General features: G+C 58.7%; 23 protein-coding genes and 1 pseudogene. 10 read left to right on the plus strand and 14 right to left on the minus strand.

The genetic code is table 11. The annotated features are described in order from the left end of the window. Positions 1–333: pseudogene (locus BR71_RS18980) on the plus strand (ABC transporter ATP-binding protein); the annotation flags it as partial. A gap of 48 nt (positions 334–381) precedes the next feature. Here BR71_RS18980 and BR71_RS18985 read toward each other — a convergent pair. Continuing rightward, a complete protein-coding gene (locus tag BR71_RS18985) occupies positions 382–927 on the minus strand; it encodes a hypothetical protein (RefSeq protein WP_052370843.1) in 546 nt (181 codons plus the stop codon). Between the two features lie 117 nt (positions 928–1,044). Beyond that, on the minus strand, positions 1,045–2,694 hold the full coding sequence (locus BR71_RS23115) for a methyl-accepting chemotaxis protein (protein WP_052370845.1): 1,650 nt from the start codon (positions 2,692–2,694) through the stop codon (positions 1,045–1,047). Positions 2,695–3,197: 503 nt separating this feature from the next. On the opposite strand from BR71_RS23115, the gene BR71_RS18995 reads away from it, so the two are divergent. The 4 genes from BR71_RS18995 (at position 3,198) to BR71_RS19010 (ending at position 6,058) form a co-directional block, all read left to right on the plus strand. Then, complete coding sequence (locus BR71_RS18995) at positions 3,198–3,755, plus strand: hypothetical protein (protein WP_156039050.1); 558 nt, start codon at positions 3,198–3,200, stop codon at positions 3,753–3,755. An 83-nt stretch (positions 3,756–3,838) separates the two neighbouring features. Next, the gene (gene parS / locus BR71_RS19000; RefSeq protein ID WP_081556325.1) at positions 3,839–4,303 is read left to right on the plus strand and encodes a type II RES/Xre toxin-antitoxin system antitoxin; all 465 of its coding nucleotides are present in this window, start codon (positions 3,839–3,841) and stop codon (positions 4,301–4,303) included. Next, on the plus strand, positions 4,300–4,740 hold the full coding sequence (locus tag BR71_RS19005; protein WP_043641238.1) for an RES family NAD+ phosphorylase: 441 nt from the start codon (positions 4,300–4,302) through the stop codon (positions 4,738–4,740). The genes parS and BR71_RS19005 overlap by 4 nt, the downstream gene beginning before the upstream one ends. A 409-nt stretch (positions 4,741–5,149) precedes the next feature. Continuing rightward, positions 5,150–6,058, plus strand: a complete 909-nt coding sequence (locus BR71_RS19010; protein WP_208854906.1) for a BPSS1187 family protein — start codon at positions 5,150–5,152, stop codon at positions 6,056–6,058. 87 nt (positions 6,059–6,145) lie between these two features. Here the strand turns inward: BR71_RS19010 and BR71_RS19015 are convergent, their stop codons facing one another. From BR71_RS19015 to BR71_RS19050, 8 genes are all read right to left on the minus strand, one after another. Further along, positions 6,146–6,985, minus strand: coding sequence for an ABC transporter permease subunit (locus tag BR71_RS19015; protein ID WP_043641241.1), 840 nt, complete (start codon positions 6,983–6,985; stop codon positions 6,146–6,148). Continuing rightward, entirely contained in the window at positions 6,982–7,890 is a 909-nt protein-coding gene (locus BR71_RS19020) for an ABC transporter permease subunit (protein ID WP_043641243.1), read from the minus strand. Before BR71_RS19020 ends, BR71_RS19015 begins: the two co-directional genes overlap by 4 nt. Further along, entirely contained in the window at positions 7,887–9,017 is a 1,131-nt protein-coding gene (locus BR71_RS19025; RefSeq protein WP_244269664.1) for an ABC transporter ATP-binding protein, read from the minus strand. Before BR71_RS19025 ends, BR71_RS19020 begins: the two co-directional genes overlap by 4 nt. Positions 9,018–9,302: 285 nt before the next feature. Continuing rightward, the gene (locus BR71_RS19030) at positions 9,303–10,802 is read right to left on the minus strand and encodes a DUF3138 family protein (RefSeq protein ID WP_043641253.1); all 1,500 of its coding nucleotides are present in this window, start codon (positions 10,800–10,802) and stop codon (positions 9,303–9,305) included. Between the two features lie 130 nt (positions 10,803–10,932). Further along, entirely contained in the window at positions 10,933–12,054 is a 1,122-nt protein-coding gene (locus BR71_RS19035) for an extracellular solute-binding protein (protein ID WP_052370851.1), read from the minus strand. A gap of 53 nt (positions 12,055–12,107) precedes the next feature. Then, positions 12,108–13,244 carry a DUF917 domain-containing protein gene (locus BR71_RS19040; RefSeq protein ID WP_081862741.1) on the minus strand — a complete coding sequence of 379 codons (1,137 nt, stop codon included), beginning with the start codon at positions 13,242–13,244 and terminating at the stop codon, positions 12,108–12,110. Beyond that, positions 13,241–14,788: a hydantoinase/oxoprolinase N-terminal domain-containing protein gene (locus BR71_RS19045; protein ID WP_043641256.1), complete on the minus strand. Its 1,548-nt coding sequence runs from the start codon at positions 14,786–14,788 to the stop codon at positions 13,241–13,243. Before BR71_RS19045 ends, BR71_RS19040 begins: the two co-directional genes overlap by 4 nt. 44 nt (positions 14,789–14,832) lie before the next feature. Further along, positions 14,833–15,333: an Lrp/AsnC family transcriptional regulator gene (locus BR71_RS19050; protein ID WP_043641259.1), complete on the minus strand. Its 501-nt coding sequence runs from the start codon at positions 15,331–15,333 to the stop codon at positions 14,833–14,835. 573 nt (positions 15,334–15,906) lie between these two features. Between BR71_RS19050 and BR71_RS19060 the strand changes: the two genes are divergently transcribed. Next, on the plus strand, positions 15,907–17,100 hold the full coding sequence (locus BR71_RS19060; RefSeq protein WP_043641262.1) for a hypothetical protein: 1,194 nt from the start codon (positions 15,907–15,909) through the stop codon (positions 17,098–17,100). A 54-nt stretch (positions 17,101–17,154) separates the two neighbouring features. On the opposite strand, the gene BR71_RS24350 is transcribed toward BR71_RS19060, so the two are convergent. Next, a complete protein-coding gene (locus BR71_RS24350) occupies positions 17,155–17,346 on the minus strand; it encodes a hypothetical protein (protein WP_156039051.1) in 192 nt (63 codons plus the stop codon). Between the two features lie 144 nt (positions 17,347–17,490). Between BR71_RS24350 and istA the strand changes: the two genes are divergently transcribed. Together istA and istB are read left to right on the plus strand one after the other, a co-directional pair. Further along, positions 17,491–18,504, plus strand: coding sequence for an IS21 family transposase (istA, locus tag BR71_RS19065; RefSeq protein WP_043641264.1), 1,014 nt, complete (start codon positions 17,491–17,493; stop codon positions 18,502–18,504). Beyond that, positions 18,501–19,277: an IS21-like element helper ATPase IstB gene (gene istB / locus BR71_RS19070; RefSeq protein WP_043641265.1), complete on the plus strand. Its 777-nt coding sequence runs from the start codon at positions 18,501–18,503 to the stop codon at positions 19,275–19,277. The genes istA and istB overlap by 4 nt, the downstream gene beginning before the upstream one ends. 31 nt (positions 19,278–19,308) lie before the next feature. Here istB and BR71_RS23795 read toward each other — a convergent pair whose 3' ends face one another. Together BR71_RS23795 and BR71_RS19075 are read right to left on the minus strand one after the other, a co-directional pair. Then, positions 19,309–20,007: a DEAD/DEAH box helicase family protein gene (locus tag BR71_RS23795; protein ID WP_081862743.1), complete on the minus strand. Its 699-nt coding sequence runs from the start codon at positions 20,005–20,007 to the stop codon at positions 19,309–19,311. A 450-nt stretch (positions 20,008–20,457) separates the two neighbouring features. Next, on the minus strand, positions 20,458–20,679 hold the full coding sequence (locus BR71_RS19075; RefSeq protein ID WP_043641267.1) for a hypothetical protein: 222 nt from the start codon (positions 20,677–20,679) through the stop codon (positions 20,458–20,460). A gap of 625 nt (positions 20,680–21,304) precedes the next feature. Here BR71_RS19075 and BR71_RS23800 point away from each other — a divergent pair. Further along, positions 21,305–21,463 carry an antibiotic biosynthesis monooxygenase gene (locus tag BR71_RS23800; RefSeq protein ID WP_081862744.1) on the plus strand — a complete coding sequence of 53 codons (159 nt, stop codon included), beginning with the start codon at positions 21,305–21,307 and terminating at the stop codon, positions 21,461–21,463. 80 nt (positions 21,464–21,543) lie between these two features. Here BR71_RS23800 and BR71_RS19085 read toward each other — a convergent pair whose 3' ends face one another. Further along, on the minus strand, positions 21,544–21,831 hold the full coding sequence (locus BR71_RS19085) for a hypothetical protein (protein ID WP_043641269.1): 288 nt from the start codon (positions 21,829–21,831) through the stop codon (positions 21,544–21,546). Between the two features lie 350 nt (positions 21,832–22,181). Between BR71_RS19085 and BR71_RS23805 the strand changes: the two genes are divergently transcribed. Next, positions 22,182–22,510 (plus strand): transposase (locus BR71_RS23805; protein ID WP_156039052.1); only part of this gene is annotated, 329 nt, incomplete at its 3' end.

Below are 22,510 nucleotides of genomic sequence, written 5' to 3' on the forward strand. Positions count from 1 at the left end.
CAGCGCCAGCGCATCGCCATCGCGCGCTGCCTGACCTTGAAACCGGAAGTGCTGATCTGCGACGAATCGGTGTCGGCGCTGGATGTGTCGGTGCAGGCGCAAGTGCTGAACCTGCTGCAAGACCTGCAGGACGAATACGGCCTGTCCTATCTGTTCATCTCGCACGACCTGGCGGTGGTGAAACACATCTCGGACCAAGTGATGGTGATGAACAAGGGGGAAGTGGTGGAGCAGGCGGACGCGGACCAGATCTACCGCGAGCCGCGTGAGAGCTATACCCGGAAGCTGTTGGAGTCGATTCCGCAGGGTTGGGTGGGAATGGCGCCGGCTTGAGAGTCGGCGCGCCTTGGATACGAAACCGCCGGGAAACCGGCGGTTTTTTTATTGTCCGGCCAGTGCGCGGAAACCGTAATGCAGCAGCGCGTAAGCGCCAAACAGGGCACAGGCCAGCGCGCCGTAAGCCAGCGCCGAGTGTCCGGCGTGGCTCAAATCCGTGCTGCTGGGCAGGCAGCCGTCCCAGCACTGCGCCGCCAGAAAGCCCAGGCCGGCCGCCGCCGGGCTCAGCCACGGCCAGCGGGCCGCCAGCGCCAGCAGGCCCCAGCCCAGCGGCAGCAACAGCAAGGGCGCGATGCCGATGGGCAGCGCGTTCCACCACGTCAGCCGGGTGAAACCCACCTGGCCCAGCGTCAGCTGCCGGCCGTTGCGGCGGGGCCACACGCTGAAGCGGCTGGGTCGCGCCCGCAGCAGCCAGCCCACCAGAAAATGGCAGAGCTCGTGCAAGGCCGTGCCCGGCAGCGACAGCGCCACATAAGGCCAGAACCAGGCGCGTAGGCGCAGTTGCCGGCTCAGCAGCAGGAACAGCGCCGGCCATAGCAGCACGGCGGGGGAAGAGACGAACGGCGCGTACAGCGGCTCGAGGACGGACATGTAGGGAAGAGGGCGGGCGAAAACCCGGATTGTGGCATGAGGACGCGGCCGGACCAAGCCGGACGCGCCCTCACGCTTGAGAAGCTAGACCTTGAACAAGTTCTGACGCTTTTTATCTCAATCCGCGCGGAAGCGGTTAATGGCCGCATCCAGTCCATGCGCCAGGCCGGACAGCTGCTGCGCCATGGCGGAGGACTCCTCCACCGACAAGCCGTTTTCCGTGCCCATATTGGCGATGCGCTCCACGTTCTTGGCGGCGTCGTTGCTGGCCGTGCTCTGTTCGCGCATCGCCTCGGCGATCTCGCTGGTTTTCTCCAGCAGGCGCGTGGACAGCATGCGGATCTGCGCCAGGCGTTCGGACAAGGTGTCGCTCAGCGCCACGCCGGCTTCCACCCGCTCGGTGGCTTCGCGCATGCTGGCTACCGCGGTGGTGGTGTCGCCTTGCACTGCCTTGATTTTCTCGGAGATTTCGCCGGTGGCTTGCGCGGTGCGTTCCGCCAGCTTGCGCACCTCGTCCGCCACCACCGCGAAGCCGCGGCCGGTTTCGCCTGCGCGCGCAGCTTCAATCGCCGCGTTCAAGGCCAGCAGATTGGTCTGTTCCGCGATGTCGTGAATCACGTCCACGATGTTGCCGATCTCATCGGAGCGCTGGTTCAGGCCAATGATGATGGTTTCGGAGCGGCTGATCACGCTGGCGATCTCGGACATCTGCTGCGCGGCCTGGCCGGCCACCTCGCTGCCGCTCACCGCTTCGTTCATGCTGCTCTTGGCTTCGCCGGCCATTTCCACCGCATGCTCGGCCACCAGATTGATGCTCACCGTCATCTCCTCCACCGCGGCGGCGGTGGACGAAGACGCGTCGGTTTGCACCTGGGACGCCTCCGCGATGCGCTTGGATACGCCGGACAGCGCGTGGGCGGTGTCGTTCACCTGCTTGGCGTCCTCGCGGGTCTGCTGCAGGAAGGCGCGCAGATTGCCCAGCAGCTGCGCCAGCGCGCGGCCGGTTTCGCTGACTTCGTCGCGGCCGGTCTGATCCACCGACACCGTCAGGTCGTTTTTCTCCGCCGCATGGCGCATAGTCTGCTGCATGGCTTGCAAGGGGCGGGTGATGGAGCGGACGATGGCGAAGGCCAGGGCGACGCCCACCACCAGGGCGAGGCCCAGGATGGTCAGCATCATATTGCGGGTGTTTTTCATGCTGACCGCCAGCGCGTCCTCGGCGGATTGCGCCGAGTCGTCGGCCAGCTTGCTCAGGCTGTTGAGCGCGTCGCGCGCCTCATAGAGCTTGGGCTTGAACGGCGTGATGCCGGCGTCGCCCACATTGGCCCGGTTGATTTCGCCGCTGGCGATCTTCTGGTACAACCCGTTCATGCCTTGCTCATAGCCGGAGATGCCGGCCAGCATGCTGTCGAAGGTTTTTTGGTGATCCGCCGCCATCGCCATGGACTTGGCGGCGCCGGCCTGATTCTTGAACTCGGCGATGTGCTTGTCCAGCAATTGTTTGTTGGTCTGGATGCTTTGGTCCGAGTTGTCCGGGTTGCCGATGCTGATGAAGATGTTCTTCTCATCCTGGCGGATGTGCAGCATGCTGCTTTGCATGGCGTTCATCTGGTAGCGGAACGCGATTTTCTGGTCAAACAGCGAGGTCAGCTCGCCGTCCATCTGGTTCAGCGACCACCAGCCGGACCCCCCCACCAAAGCCACTGCAAACAGCAAGCTGCCTGCCAGCGCGGCGATGCGCTGCCCGATAGTGAATTGACTTAACATAATGCCCCCCCATTGGTGCCGGTATTCGTCTTTTTCATAGCAAACGCCTGTGAACTGGCGATTGCGTCAAGGTGTGAAGGCGCAGCGCTTCGTGCTGGCATGGACTCCAGCTGGGGCCGGGACTCTGGAATATCAGGAATGGGCCCACAGGCCGGAACGACGGAGTGTTTCAATGCCAGCGCCTCTCCTCGTGACGAAGTGGAAGCGTGCGTCTTCATTGAATAGGCGCAATCATAATTCACGTCGCGTGATAGTCCTAATGGTTATTTTTGCATCGCAAAGCGGCAATATAGGGTGTATGCCCAAGCGGGCGGCTCAGGGGGAGTTCCAAGGCCAGGCAAAGGAGCTGGCATGAGTTGTTTTCATGCCTTTGGCAATGTAAACGCCATAATGTCTGTGTTAGAGTTTTCAAATGTCAAAACAATACTGACGAGATGAAGACATCCTTTCCGCATCAGTCGTTGCGCTCAAGGCAAGGACTGAACCAAGCCGGCGGCCCGCTTGTGGCCAGCCGACGTCATGCGATGGCTGGCATTGTGTTGGCTGCGCTGAGTCTGAGCGGCGCGGCGTGCGCCGCGGACAACGAGCAAGTGGTGGGCGAAGGAGGCCGCCTGCTGCGTTACAGTTCCACCCAGGTGCGCGTGGAGTTGGACGCCGCCGGAACCGCCTCTTATCACCAGGCCCGCGACTTCTACTGGCGCGGCGTTACCGTGGCGCAAGCGCTGCGCGCCGGCGGCAAGGCGCTGGCGGCGATGGGCTACGGCCGGCTGGAGGAAGACGCGGACTTTTCCCTGTTGCGCGCAGAGCGCCATGAAAAGCTGGTCAGCACCAGTCGGGAAGTTCTGCGCGGCCTGCTGAAAATGAAAATGGGCCTGCCCGGCAAACCGGACCACCAAACCCTGGAAGCGCTGATTACCCTGCGGCCGGCCGTCGGCGGACAGGGTGTCTGGTTGAGAGCCCGGTTCCAGCGCACCATTTGGGACAGCAATGGCGACTCCCGCAGCAAGCAAGTCAGTGAACCTGAGCTCTACCGCGACTTTTTTGCAAGGCTGAGCGGTTAATCGTCGCCGCTCGCGGCGCTCCTTGTCTTGCTTCGGCAAAATGCTGATAATTAATTGGCAAATTGCCAAATCAAGGAGGGGCCATGAGAGCGCTGCAAGTCTTCGTACCGGAAACACCGGTCCCGCCCATGGTGGAACACAATCTGTTGCAGGAACTCAGCGTGTTGGTGGGGCAGGAAATACGCAACGATTTCGATGTGGCCAAAGTGGTGGAACTGGGCGTGGACACCGGCATGCTGGAACGCCTGGTGGACGCCGGCCTCAGCCGCGGCGAACTGGAGTTCGTCATCCCGCCGCGCACCCTGTCCCATCGCATCAAGAAGGGACAGACGCTGAACACCGAGGAGTCCGAACGGGGCGTGCGCGTGGCCAAGCTGCTGTTGTTGGCGGAAGAGCTGTTCGGCGACAAGGACGCCGCCGCCCAATGGCTACGCAAGCCGCTGCATCGTTTTGAGGGCAAATCGCCGCTGGACATGGCCCATACCGAGCCCGGCGCGCGGCTGGTGGAACAGTTGATCGCCCAAGCCAACGAAGGCTACGCCGCGTGATTGTCTGGCGCATCAGCCGCTACGCCGACCTCAACGGGCTGGGCGGGTTGCGCTGGCCCGGGCGTTGGCACCCCGCCGGCCAGCCCATCGTCTACCTGGCGGATCACCCGGCCAGCGCCATGCTGGAAGCGCTGGTGCATCTGGAGGTGGCCAGCCTGCCGGCCACCTTCACCCTGCTTCAAGTGGAGCTGCCGGACCGCCTGGCGCAAGCGCTGGACCAGGCCAGCTTGCCTGCTGACTGGACCTTGCAACCCGCGCTCACCCAGAGCCTGGGCCGCCATTGGTTGCAACGCCAGGCTTCCGCCGCGCTGCAAGTGCCCAGCGCGGTGGTCCCCAATGCCCACAACTACCTGCTCAATCCCCTCCATCCCGACGCCAGCGCCTGCAGGATACTCAGCGTGCGGGATGTGCCCTGGGATGTGCGCCTGAGGTCTTGATTAAGCCCCTGATTCGTCGCCAGGCGCCTGTGCATTCCCCGTGCTCAAAGGCTTTCGCCTTACTTCACCCTGGCTCGCGAAACCTTAAATTTGTTCATGGAAACAATCGTAAACAAACTCTTGGCGCAAACCGGCCATGCCGCGCTTTTACGCGCAGGGTATGGCGAGTAGAGTCGTAGAACGTGTTTACGGTCTCGCAATCTAGAGCGAGACAAGGCGGAAGCGGCTGAGAAAGCGGAGTGTATTACATGATACGTGAGCAGTTCGAAGCAGTTTTCAACGCCCCTTTCTATGCATCCCGCTGACGCGCGGCAGATCGTAAACAGGTTTTGAAAAAACTAGCCAAGGGCTCATGCAAGCCCAGGCCGTCGGGGCAATTCAATCCACTTATTAATATGCGAGGAATGCAATGACAGTCTGGATCAAATGGGGTGGCAAAGCAGCAGCTGCTGCGTTGCTGCTCAGTACCGTCTCGGCGGCATGGGCGGACGCCGTCCGCAAGGATATTCTCCCCGCGGACACCGATGGCGGGATTGTGGCGGATAGCGGGCCGCACATCGTTTTTTCGGCGGAGAAGGGCGGGCGCGAGCCGCTGCTGGTCTTCCTGCCTGGAACCGGCGGCGAAACCACGCGAACGGCGACAAACGAGCAAGCCTTCATCGACACCGCGCTGGCCCAGGGCTACCGCTTCATCATCCTGTCCTATATCGATACGCCGGCTGTCTCTCAGGTCTGTACCCGGCCGGTGTTGGCGGCTAATCCAGACTGCGCGGAGCAATTGCGTCAGAAGCGCGCCTTTGGAGAAAACACCACCTCGCTGATCAAAGACAAGCCCAAGGACGCCATTGTCCATAGACTGGCCGCTCTGCTGCGTTATCTGTCCAAAACCGATCCCAAAGGCCGTTGGGAACAGTATCTGGACAAGCAAGCCATAGACTGGAGCAAAATCGTGCTGTCCGGGCAGTCCCAAGGCGGCGGCATGGCCGCCTATATAGCCAAGCGCGTGGCCGTCAGAGGCGTGATCGATTTTTCCGGCGGCTGGGACATGCGCGCCAACAACCGCATCGCCTCCTGGTATGCGGCCCCCGGCGCCACGCCGCCGGACAGGTTGTTCGGCACCTATCACGTGCAGGAAAACTTTGCTCCAGTCATCCGCCTCTCCTACAACGCCATGCGCATCCCGGCGGACCACCAGTTCGCGCTGAACAAACCAATACGCCGCCCCAATGCCGACAATCCTGGACATGGCGAAGGCGCCAGCAATCCGGTGTATCGGGAACTGTGGCAGGAGATGTTGGAAGAGCTTAAGCGGGGATAGAGATAGGGGGCAGGCGGGGCTGGCCGCATAAGAAAGCCATGTTGTTTAGAGCGCCATCCTCGCCTGCTTGATTGACCGAGTACGTTGTCAATCTTGTGCAAAAGCCATGCGCATTTCTTTGGCGCGGCGGCGTTCCTGTGCCCTCATCAGCTGATTGGCTGCCACCACGCCCACGGTCACTAGTGTGATGAAGACCGTAGCCAGCGCGTTCATTTCCGGATTCAGGCCGAGGCGCACGCGTGAGAAGATCACCATCGGCAGGGTAGTCGAACCGGGCCCGGACAAAAACGCCGACGTGATCAGATCATCCAGCGACAAGGTAAATGACAGTAACCAGCCGGACACCAGCGCTTGAGAGATCAGCGGCAGGGTGATGACGAAGAAGGTCTTGAACGGAGTGGCGCCCAAGCCCATCGCCACCTCTTCCAGCGACAGGCTCAGCTCCCGCACTCGGGACTGCACGATGATCGCGACGTAGGACACGCACAGCACAGTGTGACCGATCCAGATGGTGGTCAGCCCTCGGCCTTGCGGCCAGCCCACCCAGTTCTCCAGATTGACGAACAACAGCAGGATAGAGATGCCGATGATCACCTCCGGCATCACCAGCGGCGCGCTGATCATGCCGGCGAACAATGGAAACAGGCGGAAGCGGCCGAAGCGAGCCAGCACATAGCCGGCCACGGTGCCGATCACCACAGAAGAACTGGCGGCCAGCAGGGCGATCTTCAAGCTCAGCCAGGCAGATCTCAGCAGTTCTTCGTCGTCCAGCAGCGCGGCGTACCACTTGGTGGAGAAGCCGGACCAGATGGTGACCAGCTTGGATTCGTTGAACGAGTAGATCACCAGCAGCGCGATGGGCAGGTACAGGAAGGCGTAACCCAGTCCAAGCACGGTATACGACAGCGGTTTGCTCGGCTTGATCATGGTTGATCCCCTTCCATCTCTTTCAGCTGGTAGTGCTGGAACAAGGCCATCGGCACCAGCAAGAGCAGCACCATCGCGCAGGTCACCGTCGCCGCCATCGGCCAATCCATATTGTTGAAGAATTCGCCCCACATCACGCGGCCTATCATCAGCGTGTCGGAGCCGCCCAGCAGTTCCGGAATCACGTACTCGCCCACCGCCGGAATAAAGACCAAAAGGCTGCCGGCGATGATGCCGTTCTTGGACAGCGGCAAGGTCACTTGGACGAAGGCCTTCCACGGCTTGGCGCCCAGATCGTAAGCCGCTTCCAGCTGGAGCAGATCCATCTTCACCAAGTGGGCGTACAGCGGCATGATCATGAACGGCAGGTAGGAGAACACCATGCCAATGTAGACCGCCCAGTTGGTGTGGTAGAGGCGCAGCGGCTCATGGATCACGCCCAGCCACATCAGGAAGTTGTTGAGGAAGCCGTCGTTTTTCAGGATGCCGATCCACGCGTACACGCGGACCAGGTAGGACGTCCAGAACGGCAGCATCACCATCATCATCAGAGTGTTGCGCATGCTCGCGTCCGCCCGCGCCATGTAATAGGCCATCGGGTAGCCAATCAGCAGGCAGAGCAGGGTGGACGCCGCCGCCATCTTGACCGATGACAGGTAAGTGGCCAGGTACAGATCGTCGTGCAACATGAACACGTAGTGGTCCAGGTTGAGCTGGATCTGCAAGATGTTGTCCTGCATCTCAAACAGCGAGGTGTACGGCGGCACGCCAATCCGCTGCTGGGCGAAGCTGATGCAGAGCACCAGCATGAACGGAACCAGAAAGAACAGCGTCAGAAACACAAAGGGGATGGCGATCACCCCGGTGCGGCCCGAAGGCCGCCAGCGTTGGGTCGGCTTTTTCATTTGGTCAGCACCAAGGCGCTGGTTTCGGCCCAGCTGACGAACACTTCGTCATCGTAGGACGGAGCGTCGTCCCGTATCAGGGCCAGGCTCGGCACGTTGGCGATCACCACCTTGCCGTTTTCCAGGGTGACGTGGAACAGCGTGTAGCTGCCCATGTAGGCCAGGTTGGAAACCGTGCCCCGCGCCCAGTTGCATTGCTGCTCCGGCTTGGCGCGGGTGACGTTGATGCGTTCCGGGCGCACCGATACGCTCACGTCCATGCCAAGCGGGCCGGTGATGCCGTGGCTGACGAACAGCCGGGTTTTGAGGTCCGTGGCCTCGATAAACACGTGGTCGACTTCATCTTCCACCACCTTGCCGTTGAACAGGTTGGTGGAGCCGATGAATTCGGCGGTAAAGCGGCTGTTTGGGTATTCGTACACCTCATGCGGGGTGCCGATCTGGATGATCGCGCCTTCGCTCATCACCGCCAGGCGGTTGGCCATGGTCATGGCTTCTTCTTGATCGTGCGTCACCATCACGCAGGTGACGTCCACCTTATCCAAGATATTGACCAGCTCCATCTGGGTGGCTTGGCGGATTTGCTTGTCCAGCGCGGACATGGGTTCGTCCAACAGCAGCAGTTTCGGGCGCTTGACCAGCGAGCGTGCCAGGGCCACGCGCTGTTGCTGGCCGCCTGACAACTGGTGCGGCTTGCGCTTGGCGAACTTGCGCATCTGCACCAGTTCGAGCACGGCGTCTACGCGGTCGCGGATCTCGTTTTTGGGCAGGCCTTCCTGCTTGAGGCCGAAGGCGACGTTGCCTTCCACCGACATGTGCGGGAACAGGGCGTAGGACTGAAACATCATGTTGACCGGGCGCCGGTAAGGCGGGATTTTTGCCAAGTCGTCGCCATCGATCAGCACGCGGCCGGAGGTGGGCTGTTCGAAGCCGGCCAGCATGCGCAACAGCGTCGATTTGCCGCAGCCCGAACTGCCCAGCAGAGCGAAGAGCTCGTTTTTGGCCACGCTGAGGTTGACATGATTGACCGCAGTCGCGTCGCCGAACTTCTTTACGACGTCGATGATTTGAACGAAATCCGCCTTCGATGCCTGGATGGCTTCCTTCTCTCGATGACTCATGGGCATGGTCATGATCTTTTCTCCTCTCTTTAATAGAAATAAGAGCCGCTAACAAAACCTCGCAGAGAACCTGAGCCAAGGCGCGCCGACGCTGGCAGTACAAGTGGTACGACAAGGAGGCGCAACGCGGGATCAGGGGTTTTGTTATCGGGTCTAAAGGTACAGCCCGCCCCTTTGCGTCTTCCTGAAGCGGACGCAGGGGCTGTTAACATTCATCGTTGCAAACCGGTGGGGAAAAAAATCCCTGCATCCGGGGGATGCAGGGCAAGCATGCGCGGGGGCGCTCACGGATCAAAAGGTGTAGATGAGGCTGCTGCCGATCAGGTTGTTGCTTTTGCTCCAGCTGCCGTCGCTTCTCTGGAACACCGCCTGATCCGCCCAGTCGTGTCGATATTCGAACTTTACGGTGAGTTGCGAGGTGGGGTAGAGCATGAAGTCCAGCGCCACGTCCTGGCGTCTGGCGCCGCGGCAATCCAGCCCGCCGTTGTTGGAAGCGGCCAAACAGGCCGGGGCAATGCCGAAGCCGTTGACGCCATCGGTGCCGGCGGAGGCCTGCATCCCACTCAGCGCCGTGCCGCCGGTATAGGTGGTGCCGGCGCCGCCTCCGTTGCGACCGGTATCCAGGTAGTCCCAGCGCAGAGCGGACCCAAGCAGGCCAAGCGGTGCGAAGCTCCACTTGCGCACGGCCAGCAGCGAGGCTCCCCACCAGCTTGCGTCCCCGCCGTTCCAGGCCGCGGATTTTTGACGGCCGAAGTCCAGCTCAGCGTTGAATGTGAAATCGGCGGCCACGTAGGCGGCGTCCAACTCGGTGAACATATAGGGCGTGAACGGTTTGTCGCTCAGGCAGTTCAAGCCGTAGCGGCCGGCGGGGCAACTGCTCTGCGCATTGCCGGAGTAGACCGATTGCCTCCCTAGCGCCGCGGACCAGCCCCAGTCCCAGAGGCCTTTTACCTTGTCGATCCGCCATGTCAGCGTTGGCGTCCGGTTGCTTTGCGCTCCGCCGTCGGCATTTTCCGCCAAGTGGGGGTGGGTGCGATTCTGCTCATTGCCGAGCAGCACTTTCCAGGTGTAATCGCCGCTGTCGGTCGAACCGGTATAGCCCAGGCCGACAAAATAGCCCGGCACGCTGAAATCGTAGAGCAGGTTATGGCTTAGCGTGGGCAAGATGTTGGACTGCTGAGATTCGTAGCCGGACACGCTGGGCATCAGGCCGGCGATGATTTGCTGGGTGTTGCTCAGTGGCAAGGTGATTTGTGCGGCGTTGAATAGCCCGCCTCCGGACGCGCCGTCCAGGGTGACGTTGCCGGCGCCGCGGTTGGGCATGATCTGGATCTCGGCGAAGGGCGCGGTGGGGCCGGTGCCGAAAATTTTCTTGATGTCCAGGTATACGTCGCCGATTGAGCTGTTGTAGTAGCTGTAATTGTTGCTGTGGTCCAGGAAGCGGAAGCCGCTGTCTTTCGCATTGGCGTTATAGAGGTAGACCGGGTCCAGATAACCGGTGACCGACAGGCCGGCGATGGGGCCGGTGCTAGCGGCATCGGTGAGCGACTGCAGCATCAATTCCTGTTTGTTCAGGCGCTGCTTGATCTCTTCGCTCTCGTCCGCCCGCGCGGATTCGCCGGAAGGCGTGATACCGGCGTTCTTGAGCGCATTCTCCAAAGCCTCGACCTTATGCTGCAGGGCTTCCAGCCGCGCCGCCGCATCGCTGTCGCTGGCCGAGGCGGCCAAGGCGACCGGGGGCAAAGCTGCAATCAGCGCAGCCCCCAGCAGCGTCTTCATCTCTTTCTCCATCTCCATCTCCTTTGCGCTTATTGGTCTTAGAGCCTGTTTACGATCGTAAACAGGTTCTAAGGACATGACTTCCCCGCACCCTCCGCCTGACAGCGGGGGCGTTGTTCTTGAAATATTCAGGGAGCGCCGGTTAGCGTCCGGCTTTGAGTTCGGTGAATTCCCGGTTGATCAGGCGAGTGATCGCCGGGGGAACATCCTGTTCGAGGATCAGACGGCTGCGGTCCGCGTCCGAGGGGTAAATCATCGTGTCATTGGCGATATCGGGCGAGACAAGGTTTCGCACCGCCTTCACGGCGCTTGGGAATTTGATTTCAGAGGTGATTTCCGCCGCAATATCCGGGCGCAGCAGGAAGTTGATGAACTTCAGGGCGTTGTCCATATGCGGCGCGTCGGCCGGAATGGCCATCAAGGTAATCCATAAGGGGGCGCCTTCCTTGGGGATCACAAACTTCAGATCGGTGGGGTGCCCGGCTTCCTTTGCGCGTAGCTTGGCGGTTAATACGTCGCCCGAGAACGCGGTGGAAACGCATAAGTTGCCGTTGGCCATTTCGTCGATATAAGTGGTCGCGTTGAATTGAGTGACGTAAGGGCGGACCTTCTTCAAATGCGTAAACGCTGCCTTATAGTCGGCCGGCGATTTGGAGTTGGGGTTCAGGCGGAGTTTGAGCAAGACGTCGGCTGCCGTCTCCGCCCCGTTGTCCACCAGGGAGACCCCACAGCCCTTCAGCTTGGCTACCCACTTGGGGTCGAAAACCAGGTCCCAGCTGTCCACCGGCGCCTCGCTGCCAAGGCGTTTCCGGACTTCCGTGGCGTTGTAGGCCACACCGGTCACGCCGTAGATATAAGGCACTGCGTAGCTGGCTTTGGGGTCAACATTCATCAAGGCCTTGCTGATCTGCGGATCTATATTCTTGGCGTTGGGAATCTTCTTCTGGTCAAGCTTGGCAAATAGTCCGGCTCCCACCTCTTTGATAAAGTAACTGCTGCTGGGAAAGACCACGTCGTAATTAGAGTGGCCAACCATCAGCTTGGTCAGCAGCGTATCGTCGGTGTCGTAAATGTCGTAGCGGACCTTGATGCCGGTTTCCTTCTCGAATTTGCGTACGGTGTCGCGGCCGATATTCATCGAGAAGTTGTAGACGTTAAGCGTGTTGTCGTCCCCAGCCCTGGCGCTGTTGCTCATGGCCAGAAGAGAGGACAGCAAACCGGCGCAAACCCAACCGGCGGTCAAACGAGATGCGGATTGCTTCATTTGGATGCTCCCTGCAGTATTGGATCAAAGCTAAGCCGTATGTATGCCTGGGGTTAGCCGGCAATCCGTTCCGGCTGACTGGGGTTGGCATGGCGCCGCAACGGTTTGATGTAGTCCGCCGCCGGCTTGTAGTCCATGTCGTAGCCGAACGCTTTCGGGCCAACGACGTCCAGCGCCTGCGGAGTGCGCAAGAGCGGCGAGGCGGGCAGGACGATGACCGATACCCGGAGGCCGAAACGAATTTCCTCGGTTGCTATCGGTTGGCCGGATTCGGAGTCCAACACGCAAATGAGATCAGGCACGGTGGCCACGACCTCGCCGTTGACGCGGGCGATCAGGTTTTCGTTCTGGAAGTCGATCACCATGCTCAATCCGGAATGACCATCCAGACCGTCCAGCTCAACTTGGCCGCGAGCAAAGCCATTGCTGGTGGCGCGGCTAACGTCCGAAATCTTGCCTTTGAAGAGCAGGCGACCATTGTTTTCCGCGAGCAGCGCGCTGATGGGGTCTATTTTGTTGTCGCGCGCGTCGCTGATTTGTTTGCCCAAACTCCAGGCCTGGCTGATGGTGTGATGGACGCCGTGGTTTTTGATTTCCAGCCCGGTCATCGGCGCTAGCGCGAACCCGGCGGAACAGCCCATCGCCGTTGTGCTGGCACGCGCCAGTTTTTCCAGCCAGTGGAAGGAAATGACATGGCGGAATACCACGACATTGCCTTTGTCGTCCGACAGCGCAAAGGGAGAAACCGGACAGCCGGCGATGGCAAGCGTGCTCATCTGCATCTCAGGGAAAGCGCGGCCCATCCCGTCGGCGTCGACAACCGGCAGGCCGGTGAGCGCGGCGACAATCATCGGTTCAAAGCAATTGGACCCGCCTATTTCGTCGGTCATCAAGGCTCGGGCCTGGATATTGGACTCGCTCTCCACCGCCCGGAAAGCACGCAGGCATTCTTGCCCTTCTTCGATTTTTTCGAAGCCCACCGTTGGCGCCCCAATGCCGGCGACACAGATAATGGCGTCCTCGTCATTCAGCGCGTCCGGCGACATCACCTCGATGGTTCGGCCGGCGCGCAATTGTTCGCGCGCGCGCAATTTGCCAAGATAGGAGTTGCCGCCGCCGCCAGTGCCCAAGACGGCGGCTCCCAGGGCGATGTAATCCAGGTCTTGTTCGTTCAGAATCCAGTTTTTCATGCCAGCAAATCTCCGATGGCTTTTACGCGGATGCGTGTTGCATTGTTCGGCAGGTAGGCCAGAGGGGTTTCGTCCACCTCCACGATGTCTACCGTGTCGGGGTTGGCCCCGGCGGCGACGGCTTTCTGCCGGGCCTCGGTTTTGGCCGTCTCCAGAGCCGCGGCGCGTTGGTCTCGCCCCACGGAAAAGATCCTGTCCACTTCGCCGGAGATTTGAGCGATTGCCGCCCCAACGGCATTGGCCGACGCGTAATGAGGAGGGCGAATCACCCGGCAGTTGCCGATGAGCTCGCCTTTGACCAGCACGGAGCCGCCGCCAGTGAGAATGACCGGGATATCCTGCTTGCCGGGCTTCATCCGTTCGATGCCGGCGGAAAGCATGTCTTGCATCCGGTCGACGGCGCGGTCGACCAGCGCGGGAGAGAGATCGCCCAGCATGGCGGGGTTGCCCAGAACCAGCATCCCGTGCGCGACTGCGATATCGGTGGCGGTGAGGGTGTCGCCGCCGAATATCCTGGCTTCTTGCTTGAGCCGGTAACCCACCGAGACCGGGCCGATGGAGAGGTTGCTTCCAGCGCTATTGACGATGGAACCGCCGCCAAGGCCAACGGACAAAACATCCGGCATTTTGAAATTGGTCCGCACGCCGGCAATTTCCGCGCCTTGTACTCGTTCCCGGGGAAAACCCTCGACAAGCAGGCCGATGTCCGAAGTGGTTCCGCCGATATCGATCACAATGGCGTTTTTCAGCCCGGACAAAAACGCCGCGCCGCGCATGGAATTGGTTGGGCCGGAGGCGAGCGTGAAGATGGGGAAACGCTCGGCATAGGCCGCGCTCATCAAGGTCCCGTCGTTCTGAGTCAGGTAGAGCGGACAGTTGAGCTCCAGCCTCGCGAGGGCTTGGGACAGCGCCGATAAGGTTTTCTTGCCTAGCTGGTGCAAGCTGGCGTTGAGGATGCAGGCGCTTTCCCGCGCCAGCAAGCCAAGCCGGCCCACCTCATGGGACAGAGAGACCCTGGCTCCGGGAATTTCGGACATCACGATGTCGCGCGCCCGTTCTTCATCGTCGGCCTTGACCGGGGCAAACACGGAACAGATCGCAATGGAAGTCAGGCCAAGTTCTTTGATATCGCGGCAGACTGCCTTCAGCTTGGCCACGTCCAGCTCGGCGATGGGCGCGCCGTCATATTCCGCGCCGCCGGGCAATGCGGACACATAGCCGGAGACTTGCTCGCGCAGCGCCGGCGGCCAATCCACCATCGGCGGCAGGGAAGCGGTGGCCTTGCCGCACAAGCGCAGCACCGCCACCTTGTTCAGCCCATTGCCTTCAATCAAGGCATTCAGGAAATGAGTGGTGCCTATCATCACGGCGGACACGTTGTTCGCCGTGATAGCGCCCTTCGCCATCACAACCGCCAGGGCGCTGGTGACCCCGGTGATGACATCTTCGGTAGTGGGAAGCTTGACGCTTTCCACCACCTGCTGGCCCTTGAGCACGACGGCGTCCGTATTGGTGCCGCCGACGTCGATACCGATTCTGTACATTACACTTCCTCTATGCCGATGCCGTATTGATCGTTGCGATACGCTTATTGTTGGTTTTGCAGCTTGGCCCGCAGTTTCTCGGCGGACTTGGTCTTCCAGCCAAAGGTTTTGAGGATGGAAAGCAGGATGACTACGTTGGTGGCGCGTACGCCTGGGATTTTCCCGATCACCGTGTCGACGAACTCGAGCAATTCCAGGTTGGTGGCGGCCGACATGGCCATGGCGATGGCTTGGCCGCCGGAGGTGATCGCCACATAGTTGATGCACTCAAAGTCCACCAGCCGGTTGGCCACCTCGGATACCTTGCCGGGCTCGACATCGATGGTGACGTCGGCCAGCACGCTGGCGCCAACGGCCGAGGGGTCCGGCATGGCGCCTACATAGATCAGCTTGTTTTCGATCATGGCGGCGAGGCGGGAGCGGACGGTCCGTTCTGAGATGTCTCCGATCCTTGTCGCAATCTCGGAGGGGGAGAGCCGGCCGTTGTCGCCGAGCGCTTCCACGATGGCCAGGTCCAACTCATCAAGCTTGTATTCATCTGCCACTTCGGTTTCCTTTTTGGTTGTCAGGCGCCGGCATGCCGGTCACGCCACGAGATGATCTGAGTTCAGATTAAATCTGTCATGTTCTTGAGTCAAAGATATTTTTCCATTTTCGGAATTTGTGTATCAAATAAATTCCGAAATAGGAAAATTAATCTACATGAAGCTAGGGGCATGGCCCTCCGCGACATGTGAGCGAAGTAGCGGCTACAGGGGCACGGGCCACTCCTCTCAGGCTTTGGACAGGTTCTTGGGTGAGGGAGGAGCAGTGAAGAAGGGGGAGTCGTTTGGCGAGAGTTCCGTTGCGGGTGGACACCAGTTCGCGCTGAACAAGCCGATACGCCGCCCTAACGCCAACAACCCTGGGCATGGTGAAGGCGCAAGCAATCCGGTGTATCGGGAGCAGTGGCAGGAGATGTTGGGGTGGCTTTGGCGGGGGGAGTGAAGGGGCAGGGGCGGGGCTAACGGCAGAGTAGGCGGGTATGCAGTCTACGACGCCGCCCCCTCCTACTTGGCTGGCTTAGCGTGCTGCGTCACAATATATCTTTATCATTCCAATGCCGCAGAGCCTCACGCATGGACAATCAGTCGGACTTCGAAAAAATCATTACTCTTCCCAAGCGTGTAAAGTTTGTTTTGTTCATCCTCTCCATCTCGGTATTCATCTTCTTGCTTGCTTGGGCCAGTGATGCTGAAACGGTCATCAAGGTTGCGGCCTATATCCTCCTGCCCATGCTTGAAATATACATCATTGATGTGCTTGTGTTTGAAAAAACGATTGTTAAAGAAAATGAGATAATTATTAAGAGTGTCTTGTTCGAAAAGACGATAAAAACTGCTGATATCTGTGGGTATAGAGTCGAAAGGGTGAAGCAAGAAGATCGCATAATTTTCTATGGGAATGATGAGGGTGTTTATCTTTTTTCATGGCCATATGAATATGTGGAAAAATACGCGCTTCATGACTTTCTCAAGCAACACGTCAATCTCAAGCTTAATGATGAGAGAGCTATCAAAAATTTGATTGAAACCAATGCCGACTATGGTGCTACCCCAGTAGCGAGAAGGAAAACGTTGCGAGTAATCAAGGCCATTAACTTGGCTATATTGATTGCGCTTTTTGTGTTGACTCTGCTGTGTATATATCCCTTGTATCCCGCCCTGTACTCGGCCATCACTATCTGTGTCGGGGGCGCTGCTATTCTTCTGCCGGCAACGTGTGCAAAATTTTTCGGCGTATCCCTGTTGGACAAAAGAGGCTGTGCTGTTAAGGTTGATTGCACCATTATGTTGTTGTTTTCAATTGCTATTCTATGCCTGCTCTTGTTTTCAGCATCCAGTGAGTACCGCTATTTTTCGCCGTTACTTCCCGGAGAGCACACGCCAATATGGACTCTATTGGCGGCAATCTCTTTTGCGCTATCTCAGTTGGTTTCAATAAAGAACAAGCAAGGACGCAGTAAAAATTACTTCTTCACACTCATCATTTTTGCGTATGCCACATTGACTGCTGTCGTTCTCAACGGTGTATTCGACCATGCGCCATTCACTACCGAAAAATTCATTGTGCAGGATGTTCAGGTCACGTCAGGCAAGAGCGCAAGTTTTGTCCTGCAGACCAAATCCATTGCTCCTCACGGCAAGGAAGAGCTTGTCATCCACGTCCCCTTGCGCCAAGACCTGAGCTTTTTCAAAGGCGATATTGTCTGCAGGGAACGGCATCAGGGCTGGCTCTCCATGGCCTGGGAGTATCGAGGCCAATGCCGCTAACGCGGCCAGTCCTCAGCGCGGTATGCAAGAACAGGCGTCACCACAAGAGTTGCGTTACAAATCCAGACCTGTATTACGTACTGCTTCAAACTCAGCACCTAGTTCGGCATAGAGCTGAAAGATCCTGTTTGCCTTTGTAATCGTGGCACATCGCGCCATAAGGATATGGTTGAAGCCTGCCTCGATGTCTGCTGTCAGCAGTTCGATTGCCTTGGAGGTGATCGTTCGGTCGATTTCACTAGTCACATATTCTCGGACAGGGAAAAAGTCGATTCTTTGGAAGTAATTGTCTCGTTGTGCTTGACTTGTTAGCGACAGTGTAAAACTGACCCACCACGACAACCGAAAACTGACCCACCTGGGGTAACGTGGTGGCTTTGCGCCGCCGTTATGTTGACCCAGGAGCACGTAGTGGAAATCAAGGTTTTGATCCGCCAGGGTAAGAGCATTCGGGAGATTGCCCGTTTGCTCGGCGTATCGCGCAACACCGTCAGACGCCATCTGCGGATGGAGAACAGTCACAAGTACAAGGTGCGACCACCACGCGATAGCAAGCTCGACCCGTTCAAGCCCTATCTGCAAGACCGCATTCAGCAGGCTCATCCGTTATGGCTGCCCGCGACGGTCTTATTGCGGGAAATCCAGGCGCAGGGCTATGAAGGCGGCCTGACGCTGCTCAAGCAGTTCTACTCGCCATTGCGGCCGCAGCGCCCTCAAGAGGAAGGCCCGGCGGTTCGTTTCGAAACCGAACCTGGGCGGCAGATGCAGGCGGATTTTGTGGTGTTTCGTCGCGGACGGTCGCCGCTGTCGGCCTTCGTGGCCACGCTGGGTTATAGCCGCATGTCGTTCGTGCGCTTTGTCACCAGCGAGGGCTTTGAGTCGGTACGCGCCTGCTTGCAGGCCGCGTGTGATTACTTCCACGGGGTGCCGCAGGAGGTGCTGTTCGACAACATGAAGACGGTCGTGCTGGAGTGGGACGCCTACGGCGCAGGACAGCATCGCTACCATGCCGGCCTGTTGGCCTTGGCGGATGAGTTGGGCTTCGTTCCCAGGTTGTGCCGTCCGTATCGCGCCAAGACCAAGGGTAAGGTCGAAAGCTTCAATCGCTATTTGCGCGAGAGCTTCTATAACCCGCTGGCCAGTTGCCTGAAGGGCGCTGGTTTGCTGGTGGACGCTGACACCGCCAACCGGGAAGTGCAGCGCTGGTTGGCCGAGGTGGCTAATGTCCGGCAGCACGCCACTTTGGCGGAGCGGCCGATTGATCGTTGGCAGCGTGAGCGCCCCTTATTGCAAGCCTTACCCTATGCCGTCAGCCCCCAGGTGACAGCGATGCGTGCAGTACCGTTCGAGTCGATCCAGCACCCGCTGTCGGTCTACGCCGAGTTGCTGGAGGTGGCAGCATGAATCTGCAACAGGAACGTATCGAGCATCTTTGCCGATTACTGAAACTGGAATCGGTGGCCAGCCAGTACCCGGCGTTGGCGCAAGAGGCCGCGCGGGAAGAATTGCCCTATAGCGACTTCCTGGAGCGCCTGTTGGATCGAGAGACAAGGCTGCGCCAAGAAAGAACGCGTGAGGTGTTGTTGCGCATGGCGGGATTCCCGGCGATCAAGACCTTGGAGGAATACGACTTTGGTTTCGCCAGTGGCGTGCCGAAATCGCAGATCCAGGAACTGGCCAGCCTGGCATTTATAGAGCGCGCCGAGAACATCGTGTTGATCGGCCCCAGCGGCATCGGCAAAACACACCTGGCCACCGCCGTCGGCATCAGAACGACCCAAGCCGGCCTGAAGGTGAAGTTCATCACGGCGGCTGACCTGATGCTGCAACTGGGTACGGCGCAACGACAAGGGCGACTGAAAGACTACTTCAACCGTTCGGTCATGGGGCCAAGTCTGTTGATCGTGGATGAAATCGGCTACCTGCCCTTTGGCCGGGATGAAGCCAACCTGTTCTTCCAGGTGGTGGCCAAGCGCTATGAGAAAGGCTCGATGATCCTGTCGTCGAACCTGCCGTTCAGCCAGTGGGCCAACACCTTTGCCGACGATGCCACGCTGACGGCCGCCATGCTCGACCGGCTGCTGCACCACGCACACATCGTGAGCATGACCGGCGAAAGCTATCGACTGAAGGACAAGAGAAAAGCGGGAGCAGTGCGGAAACAGGCTGCTCAATGAACCCCAGGTGGGTCAGATTTGAACTGTCGATTTACCGGTAAAGTGGGTCAGATTTCGACTGTCGTTGACAACTCAAAGAGTAGTTGAAGATGATCTTGCCGTTGAGACGCTGTTGGTCTAGCCGGAAAGGTGTGGCGGTGAAACACACTGTTGGCTTTGGTGAAAATGCTTTACTAATTCGGCCCCAAGTTACTGCTGCTTCGTGATGTGCCTCGTCAAAGATCAGGTGCGTGTAGTTAGTCGTGAAATATTTCAGTTCATCATCATTCAACTGTGCGAGTGCAGCAGGCGTCGCGATTGTTACATTAGCTCCAACGATTGAATCTAGGTTCATCGCGGCGTCACGACCATCGATACGATGAACAATCGGAGAAAGAATATCTGGAGTAATCGCATTTATCGCTCGAAGTCGCTCTAACGTGGCAAAACGGTGGCCTATCTGTGAGCGCAGCGCATCGGAGGGGACTATCAGCAAAGTTCGGGGAAAGAGGCCCGCAATCACGATCGAAAAGATAGTGTCTGTTTTCCCGGTACCTGTTGGCATGACCACTGTTGCTGGGACTGCTGGATCAGAATCGAGGTGAGAGAATACTGCAAATGCGGCTGCCCGCTGCGGTTTTCGAAATCCAGTGAAGTCGTTGAAATTACTCTTGACCGCAAAGTTCAACTTACCATCAGCCCAACTCCGGTAGACCGCATTCTCATGGTAGAACTCAACATTGACATCCATTGCCTGCCCCTTGCTCTGATCTGGTTATGCCATCATGTTTGTAATTGTACCTCTTTGGCATAAATAGTCACAAAGCCGATACCCGATCACTGTGCAATGTGTGCGCACACAAGCGTCAAGAGACGCTTGTAACGCCAGTCGTCGTTGATAGCCGGCTGAGTACTGTGTATTGCCTAGAGATATCCTGCAAGATCCGTTGATGGCGGCCAATTCGCCTTGTTCGGGGTATCGATGGTTTTGTCCAGAAATTCAATAGCATCAACGGGAAACCTGCTGCCAATGTCGGCAGTGCGCATGGGGTGAACTGAATCGCCCCTAGTTTACTAGAGACATTTGTGGCTGCTTCCAATAGAAAAGCGGCCATTTTGCATCGGTTGTTCGGCCGTCTGTTTTAGCCGCCAAACCACCCCCCATAACGTCAAACCCCCGGCTTTCGCCGGGGGCCTCCCTTTACTTACTCTTCTTCAACACCCGTCGCTCCAGCAAGGAGCGCTCCACCTGCGCGTCCATCATCTGGTGTTGATGGTCGGTGTAGGCGTAGACATTCATCCGCCGCGCGCTGAGCGAGAGCAGCAACTCCAGATGATTGAAGAAGCCCAGCCAGTAGCCGCGCTGCTCGCTTAGGCTGAAGTCGATATCGCGAGCGATGCGGCTGAGCAGGCCCAGGCCCACGTAGGCCGGGTTGTCCTTGAACCATTGCAGTACGTGCGGCGCATTCCCAGCCGTAGGCGTGGGCCTCGGCTGCGGTGGGCGGCGCGGGCGGCATTTGCCAGTAGTGCGGGTAGGTGCGTCCGGGAAGGCGGCTGACGAAGGGCAGTAGGACTTCCTGAGCTTCGAGGATCGGGGTGCGGTAGCGCCGTCGGCCAGGGAAGAGAGATTGCGGCATGCCGTTACTCCTGCGATGAAACAAGCTTAACAAGCTGCCTATCCGCTAGAGAATTTGGCAGGTGCGTGATGGGATTGGCATTGCCGAGCGTTGCGACCGGCGAGCGCATAACGCTCTCCATGTACCTGCCGTTAAAGCATGGCAAAGCGCAGGCATGCGCGTTGATGCGCATGCCTGGGACGTGAGGCGTGGTTTGCCGGGCATCTGGAACGGACTGGCGTCCAGCACTCCAGAAGCATCAAGGGCAATTTAGGCGCTTTTGTCCGCCAGGAAGTGCAGAGGGAGTGGATGCATTTCTTTTTGGCCACTTTGAGAGCGGCTAACAAAACTCCTGATGCTGCGTTGCGCCGACTTGCCGTACTCAAGTACTGCCTGCGTTGGCGCGCCTTGCCTCAGCCGTGAAACTGATTTTTGTTAGCCGCTCTTAATTGGGTGGACCTGGAGGCGGTCAAGGCGTTTGCCGGCGACAACTACCATGTCGCCGTCACTTATCCGGACGATGAGCAGTTTGAGCTGCTGTCCGATCCTTATGTGTTTCAGCATGAGGTCCGTGAGATCTCCCCGTTGTAATAGCCCGTTTGGCGCGGCTTCAGTCCGGGGCTGCCGGTGGCGAAGCCGCCAAGCGGGACAGGGCTTACTCCGCTCCTGTTTTAATCGCTCTGCTCATCAGGGCGAGGCTGCTGTTGCGGCGTTATCACTGATTCCGCGTGCCGGCGATCAACCTTCTCCGCCTCGCCCTGAGGCGGCGGTGCTTCTTTATTCTCCCTCTTGAACATATCGGGTGGGGTTGGCATCCGCATCAGTTGTTGCTGCATGCGAAAACTATCCGTCATGGCCTTGTTGATTTGGGTAAAAGCCGGGTGAGAGGGGGAGAATGAATCCGCGGTAACTGCCGCACTGTAAAGGGCTAACGGCAGCAGAAGGGCGTGGATACGCATCTTATTTCCTGACAAAGTATCTGGCCACGGGAGGCGTGGCGGTTTGCGGTATGGCTTGGCTGGCGTGTTTCCGTTGAGAGGAGGCGCGTGGCTGAGAAAGGCGAACGGAAGCGAACGCCTAAAAGATAGAGGATTCTATCTAACCATGACCAAAGGTCAAGCCCAAGGACGCCGCCCCCGCCTGGCGAGACGCGTGGAGGCCGCCGCGCCGCCGTTGGTTTAGAGCCGGTTTACGATTTCGCGCTAGAACGAGACAAGGCGTTGCGGCTGAGAAAGCGGAGTGTACGAGTGGTATATGAGCATTTCGAAGCCGTACTCACCGTGCAACGCTTCACGAAGCGCAGCAGATTATGAACAGCCTCTTAGAACCTGTTTACGATCTTTTTGTGAGCGATAATGGGCTGGTGAAGAGAAAATCCTACCCAAGCGACATTAGTCGAGAAAAGTTTGCCCAGATAGAGCCGCTACTACGTGGCGTACGGCGTAACACCAAACCGGTACAGCTGGATCTGTATGAAGTGATCTGCGCAGTGCTCTATGTTCTACGCACAGGTTGTCAGTGGCGCTATCTACCGCCTGACTTTCCCAAGTGGCAGAACGTCTATGCGTATTGGCGCAAATGGACCGAACCTGACTTGCACGGCGTAAGCGTGTTGGAGCTGGCATTAAAAAAATCAGG

It is taken from the genome of Chromobacterium haemolyticum DSM 19808 (genome assembly GCF_000711885.1).
GTDB lineage: Bacteria > Pseudomonadota > Gammaproteobacteria > Burkholderiales > Chromobacteriaceae > Chromobacterium > Chromobacterium haemolyticum.

What these genes read in the sequence shown, in the direction of transcription:
- BR71_RS18985 (WP_052370843.1), bottom strand. Translation starts at nt 927, where the DNA reads ATGTCCGTCCTCGAGCCGCTGTACGCGCCGTTCGTCTCTTCCCCCGCC.
- BR71_RS23115 (WP_052370845.1), bottom strand. Translation starts at nt 2,694, where the DNA reads ATGTTAAGTCAATTCACTATCGGGCAGCGCATCGCCGCGCTGGCAGGC.
- parS (WP_081556325.1), top strand. Translation starts at nt 3,839, where the DNA reads ATGAGAGCGCTGCAAGTCTTCGTACCGGAAACACCGGTCCCGCCCATG.
- BR71_RS19010 (WP_208854906.1), top strand. Translation starts at nt 5,150, where the DNA reads ATGACAGTCTGGATCAAATGGGGTGGCAAAGCAGCAGCTGCTGCGTTG.
- BR71_RS19015 (WP_043641241.1), bottom strand. Translation starts at nt 6,985, where the DNA reads ATGATCAAGCCGAGCAAACCGCTGTCGTATACCGTGCTTGGACTGGGT.
- BR71_RS19020 (WP_043641243.1), bottom strand. Translation starts at nt 7,890, where the DNA reads ATGAAAAAGCCGACCCAACGCTGGCGGCCTTCGGGCCGCACCGGGGTG.
- BR71_RS19025 (WP_244269664.1), bottom strand. Translation starts at nt 9,017, where the DNA reads ATGCCCATGAGTCATCGAGAGAAGGAAGCCATCCAGGCATCGAAGGCG.
- BR71_RS19030 (WP_043641253.1), bottom strand. Translation starts at nt 10,802, where the DNA reads ATGGAGAAAGAGATGAAGACGCTGCTGGGGGCTGCGCTGATTGCAGCT.
- BR71_RS19035 (WP_052370851.1), bottom strand. Translation starts at nt 12,054, where the DNA reads ATGAAGCAATCCGCATCTCGTTTGACCGCCGGTTGGGTTTGCGCCGGT.
- BR71_RS19040 (WP_081862741.1), bottom strand. Translation starts at nt 13,244, where the DNA reads ATGAAAAACTGGATTCTGAACGAACAAGACCTGGATTACATCGCCCTG.
- BR71_RS19045 (WP_043641256.1), bottom strand. Translation starts at nt 14,788, where the DNA reads ATGTACAGAATCGGTATCGACGTCGGCGGCACCAATACGGACGCCGTC.
- BR71_RS19060 (WP_043641262.1), top strand. Translation starts at nt 15,907, where the DNA reads ATGGACAATCAGTCGGACTTCGAAAAAATCATTACTCTTCCCAAGCGT.
- istA (WP_043641264.1), top strand. Translation starts at nt 17,491, where the DNA reads ATGTTGACCCAGGAGCACGTAGTGGAAATCAAGGTTTTGATCCGCCAG.
- istB (WP_043641265.1), top strand. Translation starts at nt 18,501, where the DNA reads ATGAATCTGCAACAGGAACGTATCGAGCATCTTTGCCGATTACTGAAA.
- BR71_RS23795 (WP_081862743.1), bottom strand. Translation starts at nt 20,007, where the DNA reads ATGGATGTCAATGTTGAGTTCTACCATGAGAATGCGGTCTACCGGAGT.
- BR71_RS19085 (WP_043641269.1), bottom strand. Translation starts at nt 21,831, where the DNA reads ATGCGTATCCACGCCCTTCTGCTGCCGTTAGCCCTTTACAGTGCGGCA.